Below are 24,935 nucleotides of genomic sequence, written 5' to 3'. Positions count from 1 at the left end.
CACTCCTTCAACTGCTGACTTGAGATTTTTGAAAAATCCGTCAGTCTTGTCTCATCATAGTATAATTTACCAATCTATTCAAGAATTGTTTTAATTTTTGTAACCATCAGATCAATTGCGACTTCATTTTGCCCGCCTTCGGGAATGATGACATCCGCGTAGCGTTTTGTCGGTTCGATAAATTGGTTGTGCATCGGTCTTACGACGTTGAGATATTGTTCGATCACCGAATCGATCGTCCGGCCGCGTTCATTGATATCGCGGAGCAGACGGCGGATGATGCGCAAATCGCCATCCGTATCGACAAATAATTTAATGTCCATCAGATCTCTGAGCCTTTTGTCTTCAAGCACCAATATCCCTTCGAGGATGATAACATCTTTAGGTTCGATGTGGATAGTTTCTTCGGCCCTGGTATGGATGGCATAATTATAGACCGGTTTTTCAATCGGCCTGCGTTCCAGTAATTCGTCGATATGTTGGATCAAAAGGTCTGTGTCGAACGCCAAAGGATGGTCATAATTTGTTGACAGCCTTTCTTCGAACTCCAGGTGGCTTTGATCTTTGTAATAATAATCCTGCTCTATGACAACAACCGAATGTTCCTTGAACACTTCATAGATTGAATTCGTCACACTTGTTTTGCCGGAACCTGATCCCCCGGCGATACCGATTACTACCGGTCTGTTTTTTGACATAGCAAACTGCTCCTTGCGTCTAATCGTTATTTTTTACCGCTTTTTGCAAATCATGATGCCGTCCCCTATATCGAGCAGCTTTGTATCATACTGGGCATGTTCCATCATGGTTTCCCTGAACTTTTTGAGATTCCGTATCATCGTCCGCTTTCTTCGCGGAATTTCCGATAAAGGAACCGCAGACATGCCATGCATATGCATGTTATCACAATATACTATTCCACCGCTGTTTAATAAAACTTCATACTTTTCAAAAAAGCGTTCATATTGCCCTTTTGCCGCATCTATGAAAATCGCGTCGTAAGCTTTTCTGAGCAGCGCCAAATCCATTTCAAGGGCATCTGCTTCAAAGACGCGGATTTGCTCATGTTTCCCCGCTTCATTGATATACTCCCGGGCTTTTGCATAGCGTTCTTCGTCCCGCTCGATTGTATCAATAAGAGCACCCGGCAAAGCTCCAGCCATTTTCAATGCGGAAAAACCGATCGCAGAGCCGATTTCCAGGATCACACCTGGTTGTTGCTCTTTCAACAGAGCTGTCAATTGATTGATGCCGTCATCTTCCATGATGGGAACATGATTTTCACGGGCATAATCTTTCATAGCCGAAATCGTGTTCTCAAATCGTTCATTATCCATTTTTGGAGCCCCTTTTCGCCATCGCAAAAATTCTTTCAAATGATAACATAAAACAAGAAGGAATGCGAGGTCGCTTCCTTCTTGTCTGTTTAATTGCCTATATACTCGTCACGTTTTTGAAGATGTTCTTCGTAGGTGACAGAGAAGTGGTTGGTGCCTTCTGAGTCAGCCAGGAAATACAGGTACTCCGTATCTGCCGGGTCAAGCACGGCTTCTATGGACGAAGCTCCGGCACTGGCGATCGGGCCAGGCGGCAAACCTTTATTGATATAGGTGCTGTACGGATGCTCAAACTGATAATCTTCGTTGAACAAACGCTCACGATGCTCGCCCATTGCATAAATGACAGTCGGGTCAGTTTAAAGCGGCATATCCTGCTCCATCCTGTTATAGAAGACAGAAGCGATTGCAGCACGGTCAGCCTGCGCCGTAGCTTCTTCTTCAAGCAACGAAGCGAACGTCAGCAGCCAATGCGGCGATTCTCCGCGCTCTTCCAAAATAGCTGTATATGGCGCAATATTCGCTTGTGTAGCATTCAGCATCTGCTCAATTATCAATTCCAGTGAAGGATCTTCTTCATAGAAAGGATACGTTGCAGGGAATAGATAGCCTTCAAGTGCATATCTGACATTTTCGCCTTTGATCTCTTCCGTTAAAAGATCCGGATAGCTTGCCATCAACTCTTCAATGTAAGCCTCATCAGTAACTTTAGCCATAAAATCTTCCGCCGAGTGATCGGTTTTTTCAGCTATGACGTTCTCTGCAATCTGCTCGAGTGTCAAGCCCTCAGGGAAATTGATCGTAAATAAAGGCTCGCGGTATACTTTACCCGTTTTCAAACTTTGCGTTATTTCATCCAGTGTCATGGAAGGCAATAAGCCATAGGTTCCAGCCTGGAATTCTGATTCATTGTTGAATTTCACATAATATTTATAGATCCGGGCGTCTTCGATTATTCCATTTTCCTCCAGCAACTCAGAGATGCTGTCCAGATTGGAACCAATCGGAACCTCTATTTCGATAACTTCCTCGGAATCCGGATCCACCGGCTCCAAAGCGGAAGTCACATAAGTGTAACCCCGGTAACCTGCAACTGCCACCACGATCAATAAAACCAGCGTGATGATAAAAACGATGCGCCGCACAATTCTAACTTCTTTCTTCTTTTCTTTCATGCGGTCAAACATGATATCGATCTTCGATTTCTTTTCCACGGGTTCCCCCCCTTAACTATTCTTTACTATTATACAAGAAAGCAGACAAAAAGAAAAAGGCGGAATTGAAACTCAATTCCGCCTTACTTTTTAAAGCTCTTCGTTTTCCTCTTCTTCAGCAAGGAAAGTATTGAGCATTTCTTCGATCATGTCCCATTCTTCATCAGTTTCAACCGGCAAAAGATCGCCGCCTGCCACTTTTCCATCGACATCAGTGTTTTCAGTGAAAGATGATGCCTGGATTTCGATTTCGCCTTCTTCATCTTCTTCAGCGCCAACCGGGAAATACAAAACGTATGATTTTCCGAATTCTTCTGAGTCAAATGTAAACAAAATTTCGAATAGCTGCTCGTTGCCGTTTTCATCAACGACTGTGATATGTTCTTGTCCGTGTTCCATTGTCGTCACCTCATCATTTTTTAAAATCAAGATAGCCTTGCAAAATCATTACTGCAGCCATCTTGTCGATCACTTTCTTACGGTTCTTTCGGCTGACATCGGCAGAGATCAGCATTTTCTCAGCTGCCGATGTTGTGAGACGTTCATCCCATAAAACCACTGGTATAGCATACGCTTCTTTGAGCAATGCTGCAAACTTTTCGGATGCCTCTGCACGAGGGCCGATAGAGTTGTTCATGTTTTTCGGGTATCCCACAACAATTTCAGAAACTTCATATTGGCTGATCAGTTCACCCAGGCGGTCAAACCCATATTCTTCAATCGCTTCATTGATTTTTACGGTCTCGATCCCCTGTGCCGTCCAGCCGAATGCGTCGCTGATTGCGACGCCGACTGTTTTAGAACCTACATCCAGCCCCATTATTCTCATAATTTATTCCTCATTATTCTTTTTGATATAAAACTTCACAAGTTCTTCAAGGATTTCATCCCGCTCGAGTTTGCGAATTTTGTTCCTTGCATCCTGATGGCGAGGAATATAAGCCGGGTCCCCGGATAAAAGATAGCCGACAATCTGATTAATCGGGTTATAGCCTTTTTCTTCTAATGATGCATGAACTTCCAGCATCACTCGTTTCACATCTTGCTCCATCGATTCATCAGACGAATCAAACTTCATAGTGCGATCGAATGAACTCACGACAAGCACCTCGCTTTCGGATTTAGATAGGAAAAACCTTTTCCGCTGCCTGATTTCCATTATATACGATAAAAGTCTTTTATTAAACCTATTTGACTAAGTCGTAAACAGACTCAAGAGCCTCATCCAGTTTTCCAGGTTCTTTTGCCCCTGCCATCGCCATGTCCGGACGGCCGCCGCCTTTTCCGCCGCATAGCTCTGCTACATGTTTGACGATTTGGCCCGCATGATAGTTCCCGCCTGCCAATTCTTTTGTAACACCTGCAGCAAGCATGACTTTTTCGCCGTCGACTGCGCCTAACACGATCACCGCATTTTCAAGCTTTTGTTTCAGATCATCCATCATCTGGCGCAATTGGTTATTGTCTTTCGCTTCGACACGCGCAGACAGCACTTGAACATCTCCCACTGTCTTCACAGCATCCAGTATGCCTGCCGATTGTGCATTTGAAATTTTCGCCATCAACGATTCATTTTCACGCTGAAGCGCTTTTTGATCCGCCATGAACGTCTGGACCTTCTGAACGAGATCTTTCGGATTCGCTTTCAACAACGATGCCGTTTCTTCAAGAGTCCGCTCAGTGTTTTTCAGATTTTCGTAAGCACCTTTCCCAGTCAATGCCTCAATGCGTCGGATGCCTGCACCGATGCCGCTTTCCGATACAAGTTTGAACAAACCTATTTCAGCTGTATTGCCTACATGTACGCCGCCGCAAAGCTCTAATGAGTAGCCCCCGATTTCGACAACGCGCACAACATCACCGTATTTCTCTCCGAACAATGCCATTGCTCCCATGTCTTTCGCTTCCTGTAAATTATGGTAGCCGGTTGCAACTGCAATGCTGTCCCAGATTTTATTGTTTACAATCTTCTCGATCTGCTCCAGTTCTTCCGCAGTCACCTGGCCGAAATGCGAGAAGTCGAAACGCAGACGGTCCGGTCCGACATATGACCCCGCCTGGTTGACATGGCTGCCGAGCACATCTTTCAATGCCTGGTGCAGCAGGTGTGTAGCTGTATGGTTCTTCACTGTGTGGCTGCGTTCTTCAATATCCACTTTCGCTTCGACTGCTGACTTCGTCAATTCACCCGAATCGATTCGGATGGAATGGATATTCTGGCCATTCGGTGCTTTTTTGACATCAAGAACAAACGCCTGAACCAGGTCATTGCTCAAGATTCCGTGATCGGCAATCTGTCCGCCGCTTTCCGCATAGAAAGGTGTGCGGTCAAGAATTACCTGCACTTCTTCACCTTCCTGAGCATGTTCGACAAGTTCTCCGTCTTTGATGATGAACAATACATTCGCTTCTGCGACTGTATCTGTATAACCGATAAATTCACTCGGTTCTTTAATATTGCCGAGAACTTCTGATTGCGTCTGCATCGAATTGACGTTCTGTCGAGCGCTTCTTGCACGTTCACGCTGAGCCATCATTGCCTGTTCAAAGCCAGGATGGTCGATTGTCATTCCAGCCTCTTCAGCGTATTCTTCTGTCAGTTCAATCGGGAAACCATACGTATCATAAAGACGGAAGGCCTCTTCACCAGGAATTTCATTGCTTCCCGCAGCTTTTTGCTTATCCGTAACATTGGACAAGATAGCCAGTCCCTCATTCAGCGTTTCATGGAAACGCTCTTCTTCAAGTTTCATGACACGTACAATAAAGTCTTCTTTTTCGTTCACTTCCGGATAGAAGGCTTTCATGATATCGCCGACAATCGGAACCAGCTGGAACATGAACGGTTTTTCGATGCCCAATTTTTTAGCGTAACGGACGGCGCGGCGCAGGAGTCTGCGAAGCACATAACCGCGGCCTTCATTGGACGGCAGCGCGCCATCACCGATTGCGAAAGCGACAGTGCGGACATGGTCGGCGATCACTTTGAATGCCAGATCGCTGTCTTTGTCCTCCCCATATTGCTTGCCGGAAATCTCTTCCGTTTTTCTGATGATCGGCATGAACAGGTCTGTATCGAAATTCGTCGGCACATCCTGGACGACACACGCCATGCGCTCTAAGCCCATTCCCGTATCGATGTTCTGTTTCGGCAGCGGTGTATAGGTATGGTCAGCGTTATGGTTGAACTGAGAGAACACGAGGTTCCAGATTTCAAGGTAACGATCATTTTCGCCGCCTGGGTATAATTCCGGATCGTTCAAGTCATTGCCGTAGCTTTCACCGCGGTCATAGAAGATTTCCGAGTTCGGTCCGCTTGGGCCTTCTCCGATGTCCCAGAAATTCCCTTCCAAACGGATGATGCGTTCAGCCGGCACACCGACTTCATTGAGCCAGATGCCATAAGCTTCTTCATCTTCGGGATGCACTGTCACCGACAGCAATTCCGGGTCAAAGCCGATCCATTTCGGATCCGTCAGGAATTCCCAAGCCCAGTGGATCGCTTCTTTTTTGAAGTATTCACCGATCGAGAAGTTGCCTAGCATTTCAAAGAATGTATGGTGGCGTGCTGTCACACCCACGTTTTCAATATCGTTCGTGCGGATGGATTTCTGCGCATTGACGATCCGCGGATTTTTCGGGATGACACGTCCATCGAAATATTTCTTAAGTGTTGCGACACCGCTGTTGATCCATAGCAATGACGGGTCTTCAAATGGCACGAGCGGTGCGCTCGGCTCCTGATCATGTCCTTTTTCTTTGAAAAAGTCCAAATACAGCTGTCTGATTTCTTCTGCTTTTAAATTCTTCATTTGTTTTCCTCCTTATAACTTAGTTAAATTGAATAATCGATATTTCGCAAAATAGCTCCGCTTTCCTGGGGGCTTGCACTGAGCTAACTCGTTCTCGTTTCACTTCGCCCGAGTGGATCTCAGCACTTCGCTCGAAACACAGTTGGAAAACCAACTGTGTTTCTAATCCCCTGGGAGTCTCCGCTTTTTTGCTCCATATCTGGGAGTGAACCTTTAGATGAAATAGCGGTAAGCTTCCATATGGAGCTAATTCATCTGGTTATTAAAAATAAAAAGATATCAGATGGATATAAAAATAGCCTCCATCCCTTGCGTAAACGCAAGGGACGAAGGCTATTGATTCGCGGTACCACCCTAATTACACGGAAATGTTCTTCCGTGTCTCTCATTGGTGCCTTAACGCGGCTTTACGGCAGGGATTAGCTGCACTCAGGAGTAGCTTTCTAAAATATCATCGCGAAGATCCTTTCAGCCGGGGGATCTATTTCTGGACGCTTGCTATTTTATACTTTCTCCATCAACGTTTTGAATATTGTATAGCTTGAATTATAGAAAAGTTATTTGGTCCTGTCAACAACAGCCGTCAGGATTCGATAAAATCACGCGGTGTGATGCCTTTCATGCCAATCAATGGATGGATTGCATGCACATTGTCATTTGTCAGGGAAACTGGTCCATCCGCTTCTGCGACAGCAGTTTGTTGCGCAGATTCAGATTGTACAGCCGTTTGTGAAGACGCTGCTGGCTTAGCAGCAACAGCTTTCTGCTGCGCCGGCTCACTTATGGTTTTATTGTCATCCGCTTCAGGGTCTGACAGCGACAGCCGGTCTTTTAGAGTGGTCATGCGCTTCGTATCGTCCGTGCGTTCGACTCCGTAGCGGAAGACGCCGGGGTCGCCGCAGAGAATCAGGAAATCCTTGCTGCGGGTGATACCGGTGTAAAGCAGATTGCGGCGCAGCATTTTCATATAGCCGCGCACCACCGGCATGATGACGGTCGGAAACTCGGAGCCCTGCGATTTATGGATCGAACAGCAATAGGCCAATGTCAGCTGATTCAAATCGCTGCGCTGATAGGTGACTTCAATGCCGTCGAACGACACGACCAGGACGTCCTGCTTTTCGACCGTTTCGCTCGCTTTCATGATGGCGACCACTTCACCCATGTCACCGTTGAAGACATTGCTCTCCGGCTGATTGACAAGCTGCAGCACTTTATCTTTTACGCGGTAGGTGATGTCACCGAAAACAAGTTCTTTCCGTTTGCCGTCCGAATTCGGGTTGACCATCTGCTGGATCATTTTGTTCAATGCATCTATACCCGCCGGTCCTTTGTACATCGGGGCGAGTACCTGGATGTCTTTGATGTGATGTCCTTTTGCAAGCGCGCTTTTCACCACTTTTTCGACCACTTCCGGTATTTGTTCGGCACCGGCTTTGATGAATGAACGGTCAGAAGTTTTAGCGGTGATATCCGCCGGCAGCTGTCCGTTTTTCATCTGATGGGCCAGTTCTATAATGGAAGAACCCGAAGTCTGACGGTAAATATGGGTCAATTCAACCGTCGGAATCCGTTTCGAATCGAGAAGGTCTCGCAGCACCTGGCCCGGTCCCACCGGCGGCAGCTGATCCTGGTCACCGACGAAAATGATCTGCGCATCATCAGGCACTGCCTTCAGCAATTGATGCGCAAGCCAAGTATCGACCATCGACATTTCATCGATGATGATCAACTTACCTTCGATTTCTTTTTCGGTTTCTTCTTCTTTTTCCTGGCCGTTAAAGCCCAGCAAACGGTGGATCGTCATCGCCGGAAGTTCCGTGGATTCACTCAGGCGTTTTGCTGCACGGCCAGTCGGCGCCGCAAGGATAATCGGAAAAGGTTCTTTTTTCTTGGCATAGTCTTTAGGGTCCAACGACAAGCCGTGGAGTTCCGCATACACTTCAACGAGCCCACGAACTACTGTCGTCTTCCCGGTCCCCGGACCGCCGGTCAAGATCATGACTGACGAATTAAGGCTCGATTCGATTGCCTGCACCTGCGTTTCCGCGTAATTGACGCCAAGCCGTTCTTCCGCTTCACCGAGCGCTTTCCGCACTTCTGATGACGGGAAGCCGTCGCGGTTTTCCTGCGAAGCGAGCAAGGTTTCGAGTTTAGTCGCAATGCCCACTTCCGAATAATAGAGAGACGGCAAATAAAGGCGGGTTTCTTCCCCCGCGACTTTGCTTTCTTCATTCAACTCGATGGCCGCTTGGGAAATCGCTTCGATCGAAATTTCTTCACGCTGCCTCGCTTCAAGCATTTCCTTAACCTGTGGGATAAGTGTTTTGGCATCGATATAGACATGACCTTCTGACAGGGAGGCCTGATTCAATAAATGCAGGATCGACGCTTTGATGCGGTCGGGGTGGCTGCCGGTCAAGCCCAGCTTCGCGCCGAGTTCATCAGCCCGCTGAAAACCGATCCCTTCAATTTCCTCGATCAGGCGGAACGGATTTTTCGTCAGGATGTCGATCGTTTCTTCGCGGTAGGCCTGGAAAATGCGCATGCCGACCTGCGGACCGAATCCCCAGTCATTCAGCTGGATCATGACCCGCTCCAGCCCTAGGTTCATCTGGAGCGTCGAGCGGATGGTGTCCTTTTTCTCATCTGACAAACGCGGGACAACATCCAGTGCTTCCGGATCTTCCAGAATTTTTTTGATGGCATCTTTGCCTAATTTTTTGACGATCGTTTCCGCTGTCTTCCGGCCGATGCCGTTGAACATATCGCTCGACAGATAATGGACGATCCCTTGCTCGGTTTCCGGCACTTCTTTCGTGAATGTCTCCACTTGGAACTGGATGCCGTAACGAGGGTGATTTTTCACCGCTCCTGTAAAACGGTATTCTTCTTCCATGGAAAGTTCAGGGAAATATCCTGACACGATGATTTCTTTTTCTGCATAAGAGGTGTTGGTCTGGTGGATTTTCACTTTTGCAATGGTGAAAAGATTCTGGGGGTTATGAAAAATTGAAACGACCGGCCGACCAAGCACAAATTGCGTTTCTTCCTGAAATAAATCAATTTGTCCTGTCATGCCGATCGTTCCCCTTTCAAATTCCTATTGAAGATTTGTTTTAATCATATCATACGCGTAGCGCGCCATTTCATTTTCTTCGTCCAGCGTGAATGCCTGCTCGAGATGGTGCATGGCATCTTCTGTGCGATTGGTTGAAACGGCATATAAAACACCCAGATTATAATGGGCATCCGAATGGTCCGGCTGCAATTCCAGAACTTTTATGAATTGCGGTTCCGCCAATTCGAATAATTCCATTGCTGCCAGCGTCACGCCGTAGCTCATCCGTGCCGCCACATCGTTTTCATCCAGTTCCACTGCACGCTGCAGATAAGGCAGTGCCAATTTTGTCTGGCCCAGCCGCTCCAGGCATTTGCCGATCATGAAATGCGCATCCGCGCCTTCCAATTGATACTGCACCGCTTTTTCATACAGCTTCAATGCTTCATCATAGCGTTCAGCATTGAAATACAGATTAGCCAATCCGTAATAAGCGGTTGCCGATGTTTCATCGAGTGTGATCGCTTTCTGGAAAAAGCGTTCGGCACGCTCAGTTTCTTCCATCGAAGTCAGTACATGACCAAAATTGATATAACCAAGCGGATTTTCCGGTTCTTCTTCAATGGCTTTCGTGAATGCCTGCACCGCTTCTTCGGTTTTGCCATCCTGGATGGCCTGTATGCCGATTTCATTGTAATTCATATGTCTCTCTCCCATTAGCCTACATAGTCAAGGCGTGCGCCTTTTTTAAACACTTTATCGATTGTTCCGCCGCCCAGGCATACATCGCCGTCATAGAAGACGACTGCCTGACCAGGAGTGATTGCGCGGACCGGCTCATCGAAAGTCACGATCGCTTCGCCGTCTTTCAATTGGACTGTTACGCCTGTATCTTCCTGGCGGTAGCGGAATTTAGCCGTGCAATGGAAGTTGTCCGCAGGCATCGTGTCAGCTGTGAAGCTCAGATTCACCGCGGTCAAGCTGTCGGAATACAAGGCATCATGATGGAAATTCTGTCCGACGTAAAGAATGTTGCGGTCAAGATCCTTGCCGATGACGAACCACGGATCGCCCGCTCCGCCGATGCCAAGTCCCTGGCGCTGGCCGATCGTGTAATACATCAAACCGTCATGGCTGCCCATTTTGACGCCTTCAAGTGTTTCCATTGAACCTGGCTGTGCAGGCAGATATTGGCCAAGGAATTCTTTGAAATTACGTTCGCCAATAAAGCAGATGCCTGTTGAATCTTTTTTCGTTGCAGTTGCAAGACCCGCTTCCAATGCGATTTCACGCACTTTTTTCTTTTCCATATGGCCGATCGGGAACATCACTTTCGATAATTGCTCCTGATCGAGTTGATTAAGGAAATAAGTCTGGTCTTTGTTGTTATCCTTGCCGCGCAGCATTTTTGTTTCACCATTCGCAGCGTGCTCCACCTGTGCGTAATGGCCGGTCGCCAAATAATCCGCGCCAAGGCTCAGAGCATGCTCCAAAAACGCCTTGAATTTGATTTCTTTATTGCACATGACATCCGGATTCGGTGTTCTGCCTGCTTTGTATTCATCCAGGAAGTACGTGAAAACCTTATCCCAGTATTGTTTTTCAAAGTTGACGGCATAATACGGAATGCCGATTTGGTTGCACACGCGAATAACGTCTTCATAATCTTCTGTCGCTGTGCAGACGCCATTTTCGTCCGTGTCATCCCAGTTTTTCATGAAGATGCCGATGACGTCGTACCCTTGTTCCTTCAATAAATAAGCGGCAACCGAAGAGTCCACCCCTCCGGACATGCCGACAACAACCCGCGTATCTTGCGGTGTTTTTTCTGTCATTTCAATCACCTTTTCACTTTAGCGCCAGGCGCTTGCTGATTTGGGCTGTTTTTTCAGCCGCTTGCCGGACCTGTTCAATGGTCAGTCCGTAACCGAAACTGAAGCGGATGGAATTGCGGATCTCTTCCGCTTCTTCACCATACATCGCCACGAGAACATGTGACGGATCGATCGAACCGGCCGTGCAGGCAGAACCGCTTGAAGCGGAAATACCCGACAGATCCAAGTTTACAAGAAAGGATTCGATTTCGATTCCTTCGATGCTGAGATTCAGGATATGCGGCATTTGCTGACTGCCGTTCTCTTTATATGCAACACCCGCATCATCGAGTGCTTTTTTAAACTCATCTTTGTATTGCTCGTACTGCGCTGCTTTTTCTTCTCTTGATTCCAAAGAAATGGAAACAGCTTTTGCAAAAGCGCTGATTGCCGGAACATTTTCAGTTCCTGCGCGGCGCTTGCGTTCCTGTTCGCCGCCGTAACTCAGCTGCCCCAGGCTCGTGCCTTTGCGCTGATACAGGAAACCAACGCCTTTTGGTCCGTTCAGCTTATGGGCCGAAACGGACAATAGATCCACTTTCAGTCTATCGACATCTATCGGCAGAACGCCATATGCCTGGACAGCATCCGTATGGAACACTGTCTCTGTGCCTTCCAGCAATGCACCGATTTCCTCAATCGGCTGCATGCTTCCGACTTCGTTGTTGCCAAGCATCACCGTCACAAGAATTGTATCGTCCCGGAGCGCTTTTTTCACGTCATCTGCTTTTACAAGCCCATCTCTGTCCACCGGCAGATACGTCACTTCATAGCCATCCCGTTCAAGTTTCTGGCAGGCATGGAGAACAGCGTGATGTTCAACCTGCGAAGTGATGATATGTTTGCCTTCTTTTTTTAACGCGGTGCCGAAGATCGCCAAATTATCCGCTTCTGTTCCCCCGCTGGTAAAAATGATTTCCGGATCGTCCGCACCTATGCTTTTCGCAAGGACATTGCGGGCTTCGTCCAGTATCTTTCTCGCTTCGCGACCAGTGCCGTGAATGCTTGAAGGGTTGCCGTATACTTCCGCCAGTCTGTTTGAAAATAATTCGACCACTTCCGGATGCATCGGAGAAGTGGCCGCATGGTCAAGGTAAATTCGATTCATCGTTTAAACTCCTCTATATATAAAACATATAATTTTCTGTTGTTGATTCCTGCTGGTTAGCCAGGTCTTCGATTGTTGTTGTATCCAGGACATTTTTGACGGCATCCCGGATGCGGATCCATAGTTCACGCTGCGGCTGGGCCTCGTCTTCGATTCCTTCGACGGGCTGTATCGGTCCTTCCAGAACACGGATGACGTCTCCCGCTGATATTTCCTTCGGATGGCGCGACAGCATGTATCCGCCGTAGGCCCCTCTCACACTTTTCACCAAGCCCGCATTGCGGAGTGGTGCAACCAATTGCTCCAAATAGGCCTCGGACAAGTCGTGCTCCGCCGCAATTTTACGCAGCGGCAGCGGCCCTTCGCCATATTCTTTGCCAAGTGCGATGATGATCGTCAAGCCGTAGCGGCCTTTTGTTGAAATTTTCATAAATACACCTCTGAGTCAGATTCCATTATTCTTCAAAATAGTATAGCATAAATCACGCCTATGGACTTGCAATGACTTTTGAAAGCTGTCGCGATATACTAATGGAACAGATGTACGGAAGGAGTTTTTTCATTGCAGAACGAACCATTGGCTTTTCGCATGCGGCCGCGCACCATCGACGAAGTGGTAGGACAGCAGGATGTCATCGGACCGTATACGGCTCTATACAAAATGATCCAGAACGGCCACGTGCCGTCCATGCTGCTGTACGGCGAGCCAGGAATCGGCAAGACGTCGATCGCACATGCCATCGCAGGCACTTCGAATCTGCCGTTCATCGCGTTGAACGCCACAACCTCCGGCAAGAAAGATGTCGAAGACGTTGTCCGTGAAGCCCGTGTTACCGGCAAAGTCCTCCTATTCCTTGATGAAATCCATCGATTCAATAAACTCCAGCAGGATGCCTTATTGCCGCATGTGGAAAGCGGCTCGATCGTCCTGATTGGCGCCACGACGGAAAATCCGTTTCACGACGTCAATCCGGCAATCCGTTCACGCTGCGGCGAAATAAAGCAATTGAAGCGGCTGACCCATGAAGACATCGTCCATTTGCTTGATACGGCGCTGAAGGATCCGAAACGGGGACTCGGACGTGAAGAAATTGAGATTTCTCCGGCGCAGGTCGAACGCATTGCCGAAGGAACCAATGGTGATGCCCGCAAAGCGTTGACGATGCTCGAGTCGATTGTCATTGCGTCCGATGAAGTTGACGGGAAATATGTTGTCGAGGATCAGATGATCGAACAGATGATCAAGCGTGTCGGAGTATTTGGGGATAAAAAAGGCTCGCATTTCTTCAATCTCCTGTCGGCTCTTCAGAAATCCGTGCGCGGCAGTGACATCAATGCCGCTATGTATTATCTGGCACATCTTTTGGAAAACGGCGATTTGACCGCTGTCACCCGCCGCCTTCTGGTCATGGCCTATGAAGATATCGGACTCGCGAATCCTTCTGTCGGCCCGCATGTGCTTGCCGCCTGCCAGGCAGCTGACCGCTTAGGATTGCCGGAAGCGCGCATCCCGCTGGCACAGGCTGTTGCGGAAATGTGCCTGTCGGAAAAATCCAATTCCGCTTATAAAGCAATCGACGCAGCCACAGCCGCAATCAATAAAGGATTGACCGGCGATATTCCGATGCATCTCCGTGATACTCATTACGCTGGAAGTGCCGAACTCGGCCACGGCGGCTATATCTATCCGCATGACACCCCGATCGGCTCGTTCGGCGGCTGGGCCGATCAGGATTACCTGCCGAAAGAAGTGCAGAAAACGGAATTCTATAAACCGGTCATCGCCGGCGAGGAGAAAAAATTTGCCGGAATTTATGAAAAATTGAAATCGTTCCGAAAGAATAAAAAATAAGAGGATTTTGTATGGCCATTCCTTCGGGAGTGGCCTCTTTATTTGGAATTTCGTATTTTTGTGGGGATTGTCTTTCATTTTGTTAATTACATTGCGTTTTTGAAGGAAGTTTCCAGCTGAATAGCTTTTCGAGAACCGGTTTTACTTGGTTATGCGCGATTAAATTTTTTTACGCACGGTTAGAATTTTTTACGCACGATTAAAAAATTATATGCGCGTTCCTGAAGACTTATGCGCGTTAAACGTTTTATTTAATTTTATCAACCTTAAATGTCCATAAAAAAACCGGCTCGTCCGAAATGAGCCGGTTCATTTTAATTATTTCTTACACGGTTGATCGGGATCGATGAAGTAATGTCATTCACAACCCAGCTCGCGCAAATCAAGCCGACAGTGGATGGCGTGAATGCGTTCGATGAAGGCGGCATCTTGGCTTTGCGGATAGCCGCTTCCGGTTTGCCTACACTTCCTACGATATCCTCCCGCACAATTATCGGACTTTCATCCGAGAATACCACCGGAATCCCTTTACGGATGCCTGCTTCACGCAATTTCTTGCGTATGATTTTCGCCAATGGGTCGGTATGCGTTTTCGAGATATCCGCAATCTTGAAGCGGGTTGGATCGGTTTTATTGGCAGCACCCATACTTGAAATGATTTTAACGCCTCGTTTATAGCATTCCTGCATCAGATGTACTTTATAGATCATCGTATCCGATGCATCGATGACATAATCCGGGTTATAGCTGAAAAATTCTTCATATGTATCTTCCGTATAGAACATATGCAGATCGATGACTTCGCAGTCCTCGTTGATGTCAGCAATGCGATTCTTCATGACGGCACTCTTCGATTGGCCCACTGTAGAAAGGTTGGCGACCAATTGCCGATTTACATTGGTGATGTCGACGTTGTCCTTATCGACTAGGATAATACGGCCAACACCGCTTCTTGCACAGGCTTCAGCTGCGAATGAACCGACTCCGCCGACTCCTAGAATTGCTACAGTCGAATTCTTCAGCATTTCGATTCCTTCTTTGCCGACTGCCAGTTCGTTTCGTGAAAATTGATGTAACATAGTTTTCCTGCCTTTCAATGTTGATGGACTTAGTTGGAATTAACCTAGTAGGAATTATACACAAATAAAAACCCTCCAGCAAATTGCTGAAGGGATGAATAACATTTTTAAGTGAGAATCCCGATCGTGCCGTCCTTGACTTGCATATCGTTTTTGAACCCGCTTCTAGCAGGTGGGTGACCTCTTCACCGCTTATAACTTCCGGTTAAGGCATGTTAGCCACGTTGAAATTCGGTCTCCCGACGACAAAATGTTGGGTCAAAACTGAATTGCCTGTAACGAACACATCAGGATTCTCTACTAAGGTTATATTAGCACACGCTGCAAATTTCTACAACCGTTTTACTCTAGCCCTTTTGAATTATTCTGAACATTCAGTAATAGGCTTAATTCATCAAGTTGGTCTTTTGAAACCGGGCTTGGCGCATTCGTCAACAGATCGCTTGCGCTGGCTGTCTTAGGAAATGCAATGGTGTCGCGAAGGTTTGTACGGCCTGCAAGCAGCATCACCAAACGGTCCAAACCAAAGGCAATCCCGCCATGTGGAGGCGTTCCATACTCAAATGCTTCCATCAGGAATCCGAATTGAGCGCGCGCTTCCTCTTCAGAGAAGCCAAGCACTTCAAACATTTTCTCCTGAATGTCGCGGCGGTAAATACGAGCCGAACCTCCTCCAAGCTCAAAGCCGTTCAATACAAGGTCATATGCTTGGGCACGGACATTTTGCGGCTCAGTGGTTAATTTATCGATATCTTCTTCATATGGCATAGTGAACGGATGATGCGCTGCATAATAGCGCCCTTCTTTCTCGTCATACTCGAATAATGGCCAGTCAGTGATCCATAGGAATTTATAGACCGACTCATCGATAAGCCCGAGTTCTTTGCCGAATTTCATTCGCAAAGCGCCAAGTGCGTCAGCTACCACTGCTTTTTTATCAGCTACGAATAAAAGAAGGTCTCCTGCCTCAGCGCCGGCTGCTTCCATCAATCCTTGAGCTGCTTCGCCTTCGAAGAATTTCGCAATCGGCCCTTTAATGCCGTCTTCTTCAACTTTCATCCATGCCAGTCCTTTTGCTCCGTAACGGCCGGCAAATTCACCGAGTGCATCGATATCCTTACGGGAATAATTGGCTGCCTGGCCTTTGACATTGATCAATTTCACTTGGCCGCCATTCTCTACTGCACCTGCGAAAACTTTGAATGAAGAGTCTTTCACCAACTCAGAAACGTCGATTAATTCCATTCCGAAGCGGACATCCGGTTTATCTGAACCAAAACGTTCCATCGCTTCGGTATATTCCATACGTTCGAATTTCGGCTCGATGTCGATGCCTTTGACTTCTTTCATCATCTGCACCATCAAACGCTCGTTCATTTCCAGAATCTCTTCCATCGTCTGGAAACTCATTTCCATATCGATTTGCGTGAATTCAGGCTGGCGGTCAGCACGCAGATCTTCATCTCGGAAGCAGCGGGCAATCTGGAAATATTTATCGAATCCGGATACCATCAGCATCTGCTTGAACAATTGCGGTGACTGTGGCAATGCGTAGAATTCACCATCGTGCACACGGCTTGGAACGAGATAGTCACGCGCGCCTTCCGGAGTCGATTTTGTCAGGATCGGCGTTTCAACTTCCAAAAATCCTTCTTCATCCAGGAAACGGCGGATTGATTTGGTCACATCTGAACGCATTTTGAACGTCTCGAACATTTCAGGGCGGCGAAGGTCCAAATAACGGTATTTTAATCTGAGGTCTTCACTGACATCCGTATTGTCTTCGATTGCGAACGGCGGGTTTTTCGCTGCATTTATGATGCTCGCAGAATCCACTTGGATCTCGATCTTGCCCGTCTTCAATGCTGCATTTATCTGTCCGTCTGCACGTTCAACAACCAATCCTTCGATATGGACGACGAACTCATTGCGCAATTTTTCCCCGACTTCAACAGTTTCCTTTGAAATTTCCGGATTGAAAACTGCCTGAACGATGCCCGAACGGTCGCGTACATCGACAAATATCAAGCCGCCAAGATCGCGTCTTTTCTGCACCCAGCCTTTAATGGAAACGCGCTGCCCGATAGCAGTTTCGTTCACTTCACCACAATAATGCGTTCTAGTCATAACTATTCCTCCAATTGTTTCTTCACATTTTTCTTCTATATAAAGTTATAAAGCTAAAAAAATCGATATTCCGCAAACAGCTCCGCTTTCCTGGTGGCTTGCGCTGAGCTAACTCGTGCTTGTTACACTTCGCCCGAGTGGATCTCAGCACATCGCTTGCTCACCTGGGAGTCTTCGCTGTTTGCTCCATATCTTGGTACACCTTATTAAATTAGAAAATTTTAAAGCAAATTTCAGTAAGCTTATCTATTCTCCAAAATCGCTCCCGCAATTTTGTCGAATTCCAATTCCTTCTGTTCACCGGTTGCCATGGTTTTCAAAGCCACTTTGCCGCTCTCAAGTTCGGTTTCACCGATGACGATGACATATGCCGCCCCTTTACGGTCGGCTGATTTCATCTGGGCTTTGACTTTGCGGCCATTGAAATCCATATCTGCTGAAATGCCATTCCCACGCAAGTCACGAACTAAAGTGAACGCTTTTTGCTTCGTCGACTCATCCATTGCCACCACATATACTTCAAGATCCGCTGATTGGCCGATTTCGACCTTTTCCATTTCCAGCGCCAATAGGAGGCGTTCGATGCTCATCGCAAATCCGATTCCCGGCGATTCAGGTCCGCCCAGATCTTCGACTAAGCCATTATAGCGGCCGCCGCCGCAAAGCGTGGTAATTGCGCCGAATCCTTCAGCGTCACTCATGATTTCGAATGCTGTGTGATTGTAGTAATCAAGCCCGCGAACCAGATTCGGATCGACGACATACTCAATGCCGAGCGCTTCAAGATAAGCTTTGACGCCGTCAAAATAAGCTTGGGATTCTTCGTTCAAGTAATCCGCTAAAGATGGCGCTGTCCCCATCAATTCGTGATCGCGGTCCACTTTGCAATCAAGGATGCGCAGCGGATTTTTCGTCAAACGTGACTGGCAATCCCCGCAGAATTCATCGATTCTTGGTTCAAAGTGTTTGATCAGCGCCTCTTTGTGTGCGATGCGGCTTTCCGTGTCCCCCAATGAATTGATGACCAGACGCAGCTGTTTCAAACCGACGGAACGGTAAACTTCCATGGCGAGTGAAATGACTTCTGCATCAATTGCAGGGTCTTTCGAGCCGATCGCTTCCACACCGAACTGGACAAACTGGCGTGTGCGTCCTGCCTGCGGACGCTCGTAGCGGAACATCGGGCCCATATAGGAAAGTTTCACCGGCTGATCCGGCAAGCCGAAAAGTTTATTTTCAACATATGAACGCACAACTGAAGCTGTGCCTTCCGGACGCAATGTCAATGAACGGTCGCCGCGGTCCTGGAATGTATACATTTCCTTTTGGACGATATCTGTCGTATCACCGACACCGCGCTGGAACAATTCTGTGTGTTCAAAAACCGGCGTCCGGATTTCTTTATATTGATAAAGTCTGCAAAGTTCGTTGATTTTTTGTTCCACTTCCTGCCATTTGGCGGATTGTTCCGGCAGCACATCATACGTGCCGCGCGGCAATTGAATATTTTTGCCCATGTCTGTCACTCCTCTTTTTTTCCATACAAAAAAGCTCCCGCCCCTTGCTTGCGCAAGGGACGAGAGCCTGTATACAAGCTTCCGCGGTTCCACCCTAGTTGATGCAGAAATTCCTGCACCCTCTCATTCCCGGATAACGGCCGGTTCCGTTTTCCCCTAGTAAATGCGACATGAAAATACCTTGCATCTTTCGAAGAAAAGCCTCTAAAGTGTTGTTCACCACACGTCTCTGCAGGGAAGTTTGCAGCCTGGGACTTCCCCTCTCTTATCAGCCAATCATGCGGTTACTTTCTTCGTCATCGGCGTTCAAATCATATAATAAGCTTAATCTTAAATTTTCCTATCCCCCTTGTCAACCTTTTTCACATTTCGTATGATTTATTTGCTAAAATAAATATACCGTCTTAAGAGGAGGTCCTATATGAACCGAAAATCCACAATTGCATACATAATCCTGATTTTATTGATATCACAGGCATTGCCTTTCGCTGATAATTCCACTGCGCTCGCCAACACTTCCGGAATTGAAGTATCTGAGTCATCGGTCAACGTGCGCAGCGGTCCAGGCTTAAGCTACCCTGTCATCGCTTCGATGAATAAGGGAGATGCCGTAGATGAAATTTCAAGAAGCGGCGATTGGATAGAAGTTTCCATTTCCGGCGAAACAGGATGGATCGCTTCCTGGCTTACGAAAAGCTCCGAGCAGGAAGCAGCTGCCCATTCCAGCAAAACGGCTGTATCTTCAGTAAACCGGTTGAATGTCCGGGCACAGCCAAATCTTTCCGCCTCAGTCCTGGCGCAGATGAATGCTGGAGAGCAAGCGAATATCATCAACGATTCCGATGACTGGGTTGAAGTCGAATTCCGCGGCAGCCGCGGATATGTTTCGAAAGAATACATAAGCATCAATGACACTACGCAAGCGAATCCCGCTCCAGCCGCCAGCGATGTTTCTTCCATCGAAATTGCTGTGGATGTGTTGAATGTTCGCAAGAAAGCGGACCTCAGCTCTTCAAAACAAGGAACCGTCAAAAAAGGTGAAATCTACCCTGTGCTGGAACTCGCAGGTAATTGGGTAAAAATTCAATTGGATGGCAATAAAACCGGATGGGTCTATTCTTTCTATGGCCACCTTTCCAATGAAACCGTCGAGACAAAAACCGACAGCAGCATTGAAACAGTAACCGTACAAACGAACGGCACCAATATCCGGACGCAAGCATCCACTTCTTCTGAAGTTGTCGCCCGCGCAAATGCCGGTGAACAATTAGCCGTGCTTGCTAAACAAGGCGACTGGTACCAAGTTCAGCTTTCCGGCGGCGCAACCGGTTTTATTGCATCGTGGGTAGTTGCAGCCGGCGAGCAGGAAATCAAAGCCCAAAAAGAAGAAGTCGAGCGCAAAAAAGGGACATTGAACGGCTTAACGATTGTCCTAGACCCGGGTCACGGTGGCAATGACGGCGGCACAGTCGGCGCCCGCAAAACCGAAGAAAAAGGGTTGACCCTCAAAACGGCGGAATTGCTGTCGCAACATTTGCAGTCAGCTGGCGCAGAAGTGCATATGACCCGCCAGTCCGATGTCTATGTCGATCTTCGGAAACGAGTGGCTGAAGGTCATAATTCAGCAGCCGACGCGTTTATCAGCATCCATTACGATGCGACCGAAGACAGCACCGTTTCCGGATTCACGTCCTATTATATGCACGACTACCAGAAAGAACTCGCCAGCTATCTGAATGCCGGCCTCGGCAAAAAGCTGACCATCCGCGACCGCGGTGTGCAGCCGGGCAACTACCTGGTGCTCCGTGAGAACCGCCAGGCAGCTGTCCTTGTCGAACTCGGCTTCCTGAGCAATTACAACGAAGAACGCATCATTTCATCCGAGCAGTTCCGCGAACAGGCTGCACTTGGCCTGTACCAGGGGACCATCAATTATTTCGATGCACAATTAGAGAAATAGAAAAAGCTGTCCATTGCGGGCAGCTTTTCTTGTTTTGCTTAAAGTACATTCAGTCACTATGGAAAAATTAGGAATTTCAGTATTTTTAGTTGCGCGATTTGGAGTTTTAGTTGCGGTTAAAAGACGAATAGTTGCGGCAGCTTAGAAACGCTAGCAAAAAAACCATTCACTTAACTTCTATTCTCATCAATTCAAGAAACAAATTTATTTTTATGTTCGTCTATGATTTTTACTGCAGAAATCATCGATTCATTGCTCTATTTGTTTTTGTTTGTGGATTTCAACAGGTTTTCTAAATAGCTGCACAGTTGAATCTGGTGATTCTTAACCTTCGTTTGCACCAAGGCTTCAGATAATGCGATTAACGGTCTCTTATTAACAGCAATCGTTTTACCGTTGTTTTTCACGATATGCCAAGCGTTCGCTTTTTTGACAGCTTTTAAATCGATTTTATTAATTTTCGCTTCCACTTTAGGAGTCGCTTTTGAAACGACATTTAAAACTTTCGATTCTTCTTTCTTGATATATTGCCTGCTCATTGAATGAGCATCCTGTAAGTAATTCCTATTATCAGCATCCTCTTTATAGAACACTTTGATCAGCGGCCTTGCTTCGTTGCTTTTTGAACAATGGTAAATAGAGGATTTCGATTTTCTGGCAATCAATTCTTTATAAAGCTCTCTCAAATACAGAAAATAGTGATTCGTCTCTTGTTTAATGAAGAATTCATTTTGATGAAAATCGAACTGTTGATAAAATTGCAGACTGCTAATCAGGTGTCTGCAATCTGAATAAACATTAATCAATTCATTTTTATGTATATCGTTTTCTTTAATCATTTCCAAAGCCTTTTCAAAGGCAAAACCTTCAGCAATTTGAGGAGTAGGATTTATATGTTCAGCAGCGAAATGCCGCTTATCCATAAATCCAAATTCATTTATTCTAACGATGCCTGCCCCTATCGTTTTGTCTTTTGCTGAACCATCGATGTAATATTCGATCACCGCAATCCCTGCTTTCCTTGAACCCTTTTTATCTTTTACGAAAAAATTACAATTTGGTTTCCCTTTTACAAAAATAAAATTTTATCCCATACAAAAAGCGCTTATTCGCAACTCACGAACTGTATCTATATTCCATGGCATAAAAAAACAGCGACACTGAATAATCAGCATCGCCATTTCCACCTTTATTTCGATTCCACAATCATCGTCACCGGACCATCGTTCACCAGTTCGACGTCCATCATGGCGCCGAATACGCCTTCTTCGACACGCAAGCCTTCATTTCGCAGCACTTCATTGAAATAATTCCATAAAGGCTCCGCTTTTTCCGGACGGGCCGCTTCGACAAAACTCGGCCGGCGCCCTTTGCGGATATCACCGTAAAGCGTGAATTGCGAGATGGACAGGATATCGCCGCCGTTTTCGAAAATCGAACGGTTCATCTTGCCATCTTCGTCCTCGAAGAGACGCATTTGTGCAATCTTGCGCGCACAATAATCAGCGTCTTTTTCTGTATCTTCATGCGTAATACCGACTAGGAGCACATAACCGGAATCGATCGCTCCGGTGATGCTGCCCTCGACAGTCACAGATGCTCTTTTGCTTCGTTGAAGAATAACTCGCATAATGCCTCCTTAATTCGTGACACGCGTGACCGAATAGACATCCGGCAATTGCTTGATCCGCTCCACTACACGGTTCAGGTGTGAAATATGAGGGATCATGATTGACAGGTTAATGGTCGCAATTTTGTTATTATCGGCACGGCCGCTGACGGCGACGATTGTCGTTTTCGTTTCGCTGACCATGTGCATGACCTCGTTGATCAAGCCAGTGCGGTCATAGGCCTGCACTTCGATGTCAATTTGGTAGGATTTGTTTTCAGGCGTCTCGCCGTTTTCCCATTCAACTGGAATGAGACGGTCGGTTTCATTGGCCTGGACATTCGGGCAGTCCGCACGGTGGACTGAAACGCCGCGGCCTTTGGTAATAAAACCGATGATTGCGTCACCCGGCACCGGGTTGCAGCATTTCGACAAACGGATCATCATGTTGTCGATGCCGCGCACGATTACACCCGATTCGGTCTGTTTACGTGGCTGGTTCGACTTCATCTCAACAGTGATTTTCTCGAGAGCTTCTTCCTGCTCACGCTTCTTGCGTTCTTTTTCCGCGAGTCGGTTGACGACTTGCTGAGCCGTGATTCCTGTGAAACCGACAGCTGCATACATATCATCTTCACCGGCGAAATTGAATTTCTCGCAGACACGCTTGATGTTCTCATTCGTAAGAATGTCTTTCGGCACGAATTCCTGCGCTTTGATTTCGCGCTCGATCATTTCCTTGCCTTTTTGGACATTATCTTCACGCAATTGCTTTTTGAAGAATTGCTTGATCTTATTTTTCGTTTGCGTCGACTTGGCGATTTTCAGCCAGTCGCGGCTAGGTCCGAATGATTGCTTGGACGTCAGGATTTCAACGATATCGCCGGTGTTCAATTGCGTATCAAGCGGCACCATTTTGCCGTTCACTTTGGCGCCGATGGTTTTATTGCCAATTTCAGAATGCACGCGGTAGGCAAAATCGATCGGACAGGAACCCGCCGGCATTTCAATAACATCACCTTTTGGCGAAAATACGTAGACCATATCAGAAAACAGGTCGAATTTAAGCGACTCCATGAATTCTTCGGCATTGTCGGATTCGTTCTGGAAATCGAGGATTTCGCGGAACCACGACAACCGCGAGTCAACGGAACTCAATGGCTTATCTGACGTTTTGCCTTCTTTATAAGCCCAGTGAGCCGCCACCCCGTATTCAGCGATGCGATGCATTTCTTCCGTACGGATCTGCACTTCAAGCGGATCGCCTTGTGGTCCGATCACAGTCGTATGAAGCGATTGATAAAGATTCTGTTTCGGCATGGCGATATAATCCTTGAAACGGCCCGGCATCGGTTTCCATGTGGAATGGATGATACCCAGCACCGCGTAGCAGTCCTTAATGCTTTCAACGGTAATGCGCACTGCCAATAAATCATAGATTTCGTTGAATTGCTTGTTTTGGATCGCCATTTTTTTATAGATGCTGTAAATGTGTTTCGGCCGGCCGAAAAGATCCGCTTTGATATCCACTTCATCAAGCTGGACGCGGATTTCATTCATGACATTGTTCAGGTATTCTTCCCGCTCCGTTCGTTTTTTCTTCATCAGATTGACGATGCGGTAATATTGCTGTGGGTTAAGGTAACGGAGAGCCGTGTCCTCGAGTTCCCATTTGATCGTGTTGATCCCTAAGCGATGCGCAATCGGAGCGAAAATCTCAAGCGTTTCGTTGGCCTTGATCCGCTGTTTCTCAACCGTCTGGTATTTCAATGTACGAAGATTGTGCAGGCGGTCAGCGAGTTTGATCAGGATGACACGGATATCCTGTGCCATCGCCACGAACATTTTGCGATGATTTTCCGCCTGCTGCTCTTCTTTCGACATATATTTGATTTTGCTCAGTTTCGTTACGCCGTCCACCAGCAAAGCGACTTCTTCATCAAAGTCACGGACGATGTCTGCCCTGCTGACTTCCGTATCTTCCACGACGTCATGCAAAAAGCCCGCTGCTACTGTAGCGGGGTCCATTTCCAATTCTGCGAGAATTCCTGCAACCTGTACCGGGTGAACAATATAAGGTTCTCCGGATTTGCGGAATTGTCCCATATGGGCATCATATGCCACTTGATATGCTCTTCGAATCATTTCAACATTTTCTTCATTCATATACGAAGCAACAGTATCAAATACATCATCAGCTGTCTTTACTTGGTCTTTCGCCATAATTGCCCACCTTGCTCCTCTTTTTTCGAAAAGTATATCTATATATTATAGAAAACAATTGGGCTAATTGTAAAGCTTGGTCAACCGGGAAAAGTTATTATCTCCCTGCTTTTCTCAAGAACTGGAAAATCTGGTTGCATTAAATAGAGATTCTCCCAAAAG

The 24,935-nt window shown here is 47.0% G+C and carries 19 protein-coding genes, 1 other RNA gene, 1 pseudogene and 2 other annotated features; of the genes and pseudogenes, 2 read left to right on the top strand and 19 right to left on the bottom strand.

The window, feature by feature from the left end; translation table 11 throughout:
* Nucleotides 1–74 precede the first annotated feature (74 nt).
* From udk to cymR, 12 genes and pseudogenes are all read right to left on the bottom strand, one after another.
* A complete protein-coding gene (gene udk / locus D2910_RS01290) occupies nt 75–722 on the bottom strand; it encodes a uridine kinase (protein WP_338088668.1) in 648 nt (215 codons plus the stop codon).
* A gap of 9 nt (nt 723–731) precedes the next feature.
* The gene (locus D2910_RS01285; protein ID WP_117312156.1) at nt 732–1,337 is read right to left on the bottom strand and encodes an O-methyltransferase; all 606 of its coding nucleotides are present in this window, start codon (nt 1,335–1,337) and stop codon (nt 732–734) included.
* A gap of 89 nt (nt 1,338–1,426) precedes the next feature.
* Nucleotides 1,427–2,551 (bottom strand): annotated as a pseudogene (gene mltG, locus D2910_RS01280) (endolytic transglycosylase MltG).
* A gap of 90 nt (nt 2,552–2,641) precedes the next feature.
* Entirely contained in the window at nt 2,642–2,950 is a 309-nt protein-coding gene (locus D2910_RS01275; protein ID WP_084246213.1) for a DUF1292 domain-containing protein, read from the bottom strand.
* Nucleotides 2,951–2,963: 13 nt separating this feature from the next.
* Nucleotides 2,964–3,380 carry a Holliday junction resolvase RuvX gene (gene ruvX, locus D2910_RS01270; protein ID WP_084246215.1) on the bottom strand — a complete coding sequence of 139 codons (417 nt, stop codon included), beginning with the start codon at nt 3,378–3,380 and terminating at the stop codon, nt 2,964–2,966.
* Between the two features lie 3 nt (nt 3,381–3,383).
* Nucleotides 3,384–3,650 carry an IreB family regulatory phosphoprotein gene (locus D2910_RS01265; RefSeq protein WP_071151980.1) on the bottom strand — a complete coding sequence of 89 codons (267 nt, stop codon included), beginning with the start codon at nt 3,648–3,650 and terminating at the stop codon, nt 3,384–3,386.
* Nucleotides 3,651–3,738: 88 nt separating this feature from the next.
* Nucleotides 3,739–6,363 carry an alanine--tRNA ligase gene (alaS, locus tag D2910_RS01260; protein ID WP_117312155.1) on the bottom strand — a complete coding sequence of 875 codons (2,625 nt, stop codon included), beginning with the start codon at nt 6,361–6,363 and terminating at the stop codon, nt 3,739–3,741.
* Nucleotides 6,364–6,682: 319 nt separating this feature from the next.
* Nucleotides 6,683–6,893, bottom strand: a binding site (T-box leader).
* Between the two features lie 53 nt (nt 6,894–6,946).
* Entirely contained in the window at nt 6,947–9,442 is a 2,496-nt protein-coding gene (gene recD2, locus D2910_RS01255; protein ID WP_117312154.1) for an SF1B family DNA helicase RecD2, read from the bottom strand.
* A gap of 24 nt (nt 9,443–9,466) precedes the next feature.
* Entirely contained in the window at nt 9,467–10,126 is a 660-nt protein-coding gene (locus D2910_RS01250) for a tetratricopeptide repeat protein (protein ID WP_205854572.1), read from the bottom strand.
* Between the two features lie 14 nt (nt 10,127–10,140).
* Nucleotides 10,141–11,259: a tRNA 2-thiouridine(34) synthase MnmA gene (gene mnmA, locus D2910_RS01245; RefSeq protein ID WP_117312152.1), complete on the bottom strand. Its 1,119-nt coding sequence runs from the start codon at nt 11,257–11,259 to the stop codon at nt 10,141–10,143.
* 13 nt (nt 11,260–11,272) lie between these two features.
* Nucleotides 11,273–12,406, bottom strand: a complete 1,134-nt coding sequence (locus D2910_RS01240) for a cysteine desulfurase family protein (protein WP_117312151.1) — start codon at nt 12,404–12,406, stop codon at nt 11,273–11,275.
* Between the two features lie 13 nt (nt 12,407–12,419).
* Nucleotides 12,420–12,836: a cysteine metabolism transcriptional regulator CymR gene (gene cymR / locus D2910_RS01235; protein WP_101803745.1), complete on the bottom strand. Its 417-nt coding sequence runs from the start codon at nt 12,834–12,836 to the stop codon at nt 12,420–12,422.
* 132 nt (nt 12,837–12,968) lie between these two features.
* On the opposite strand from cymR, the gene D2910_RS01230 reads away from it, so the two are divergent.
* A complete protein-coding gene (locus D2910_RS01230; protein ID WP_117312150.1) occupies nt 12,969–14,258 on the top strand; it encodes a replication-associated recombination protein A in 1,290 nt (429 codons plus the stop codon).
* 314 nt (nt 14,259–14,572) lie between these two features.
* Here the strand turns inward: D2910_RS01230 and D2910_RS01225 are convergent, their stop codons facing one another.
* The 4 genes from D2910_RS01225 to hisS form a co-directional block, all read right to left on the bottom strand.
* A complete protein-coding gene (locus D2910_RS01225) occupies nt 14,573–15,337 on the bottom strand; it encodes a tRNA threonylcarbamoyladenosine dehydratase (RefSeq protein ID WP_117312149.1) in 765 nt (254 codons plus the stop codon).
* Between the two features lie 113 nt (nt 15,338–15,450).
* Nucleotides 15,451–15,634, bottom strand: a non-coding RNA gene (gene ssrS / locus D2910_RS01220) — 6S RNA.
* Between the two features lie 45 nt (nt 15,635–15,679).
* Nucleotides 15,680–17,464: an aspartate--tRNA ligase gene (gene aspS, locus D2910_RS01215; protein WP_117312148.1), complete on the bottom strand. Its 1,785-nt coding sequence runs from the start codon at nt 17,462–17,464 to the stop codon at nt 15,680–15,682.
* Between the two features lie 242 nt (nt 17,465–17,706).
* A complete protein-coding gene (gene hisS, locus D2910_RS01210) occupies nt 17,707–18,981 on the bottom strand; it encodes a histidine--tRNA ligase (protein WP_117312147.1) in 1,275 nt (424 codons plus the stop codon).
* A gap of 52 nt (nt 18,982–19,033) precedes the next feature.
* Nucleotides 19,034–19,290 (bottom strand) — a binding site (T-box leader).
* Nucleotides 19,291–19,402: 112 nt separating this feature from the next.
* Here hisS and D2910_RS01205 point away from each other — a divergent pair.
* A complete protein-coding gene (locus D2910_RS01205; protein WP_117312146.1) occupies nt 19,403–20,941 on the top strand; it encodes an N-acetylmuramoyl-L-alanine amidase family protein in 1,539 nt (512 codons plus the stop codon).
* 257 nt (nt 20,942–21,198) lie between these two features.
* On the opposite strand, the gene D2910_RS01200 is transcribed toward D2910_RS01205, so the two are convergent.
* The 3 genes from D2910_RS01200 to D2910_RS01190 form a co-directional block, all read right to left on the bottom strand.
* Nucleotides 21,199–21,945 carry a ribonuclease H family protein gene (locus D2910_RS01200; protein WP_117312145.1) on the bottom strand — a complete coding sequence of 249 codons (747 nt, stop codon included), beginning with the start codon at nt 21,943–21,945 and terminating at the stop codon, nt 21,199–21,201.
* 185 nt (nt 21,946–22,130) lie between these two features.
* Nucleotides 22,131–22,571, bottom strand: coding sequence for a D-aminoacyl-tRNA deacylase (gene dtd, locus D2910_RS01195; protein WP_117312144.1), 441 nt, complete (start codon nt 22,569–22,571; stop codon nt 22,131–22,133).
* Nucleotides 22,572–22,580: 9 nt separating this feature from the next.
* The gene (locus D2910_RS01190) at nt 22,581–24,773 is read right to left on the bottom strand and encodes a RelA/SpoT family protein (protein WP_117312143.1); all 2,193 of its coding nucleotides are present in this window, start codon (nt 24,771–24,773) and stop codon (nt 22,581–22,583) included.
* Between the last annotated feature and the right edge of the window lie 162 nt (nt 24,774–24,935).

The sequence above is a fragment of the Planomicrobium okeanokoites genome, assembly GCF_003428875.1.
Classification (GTDB): Bacteria; Bacillota; Bacilli; order Bacillales_A; family Planococcaceae; genus Planococcus; species Planococcus okeanokoites.
The sequence above is the reverse complement of the archived record's forward strand: the minus strand, read 5'-3'. Positions and strand labels throughout refer to the sequence as shown.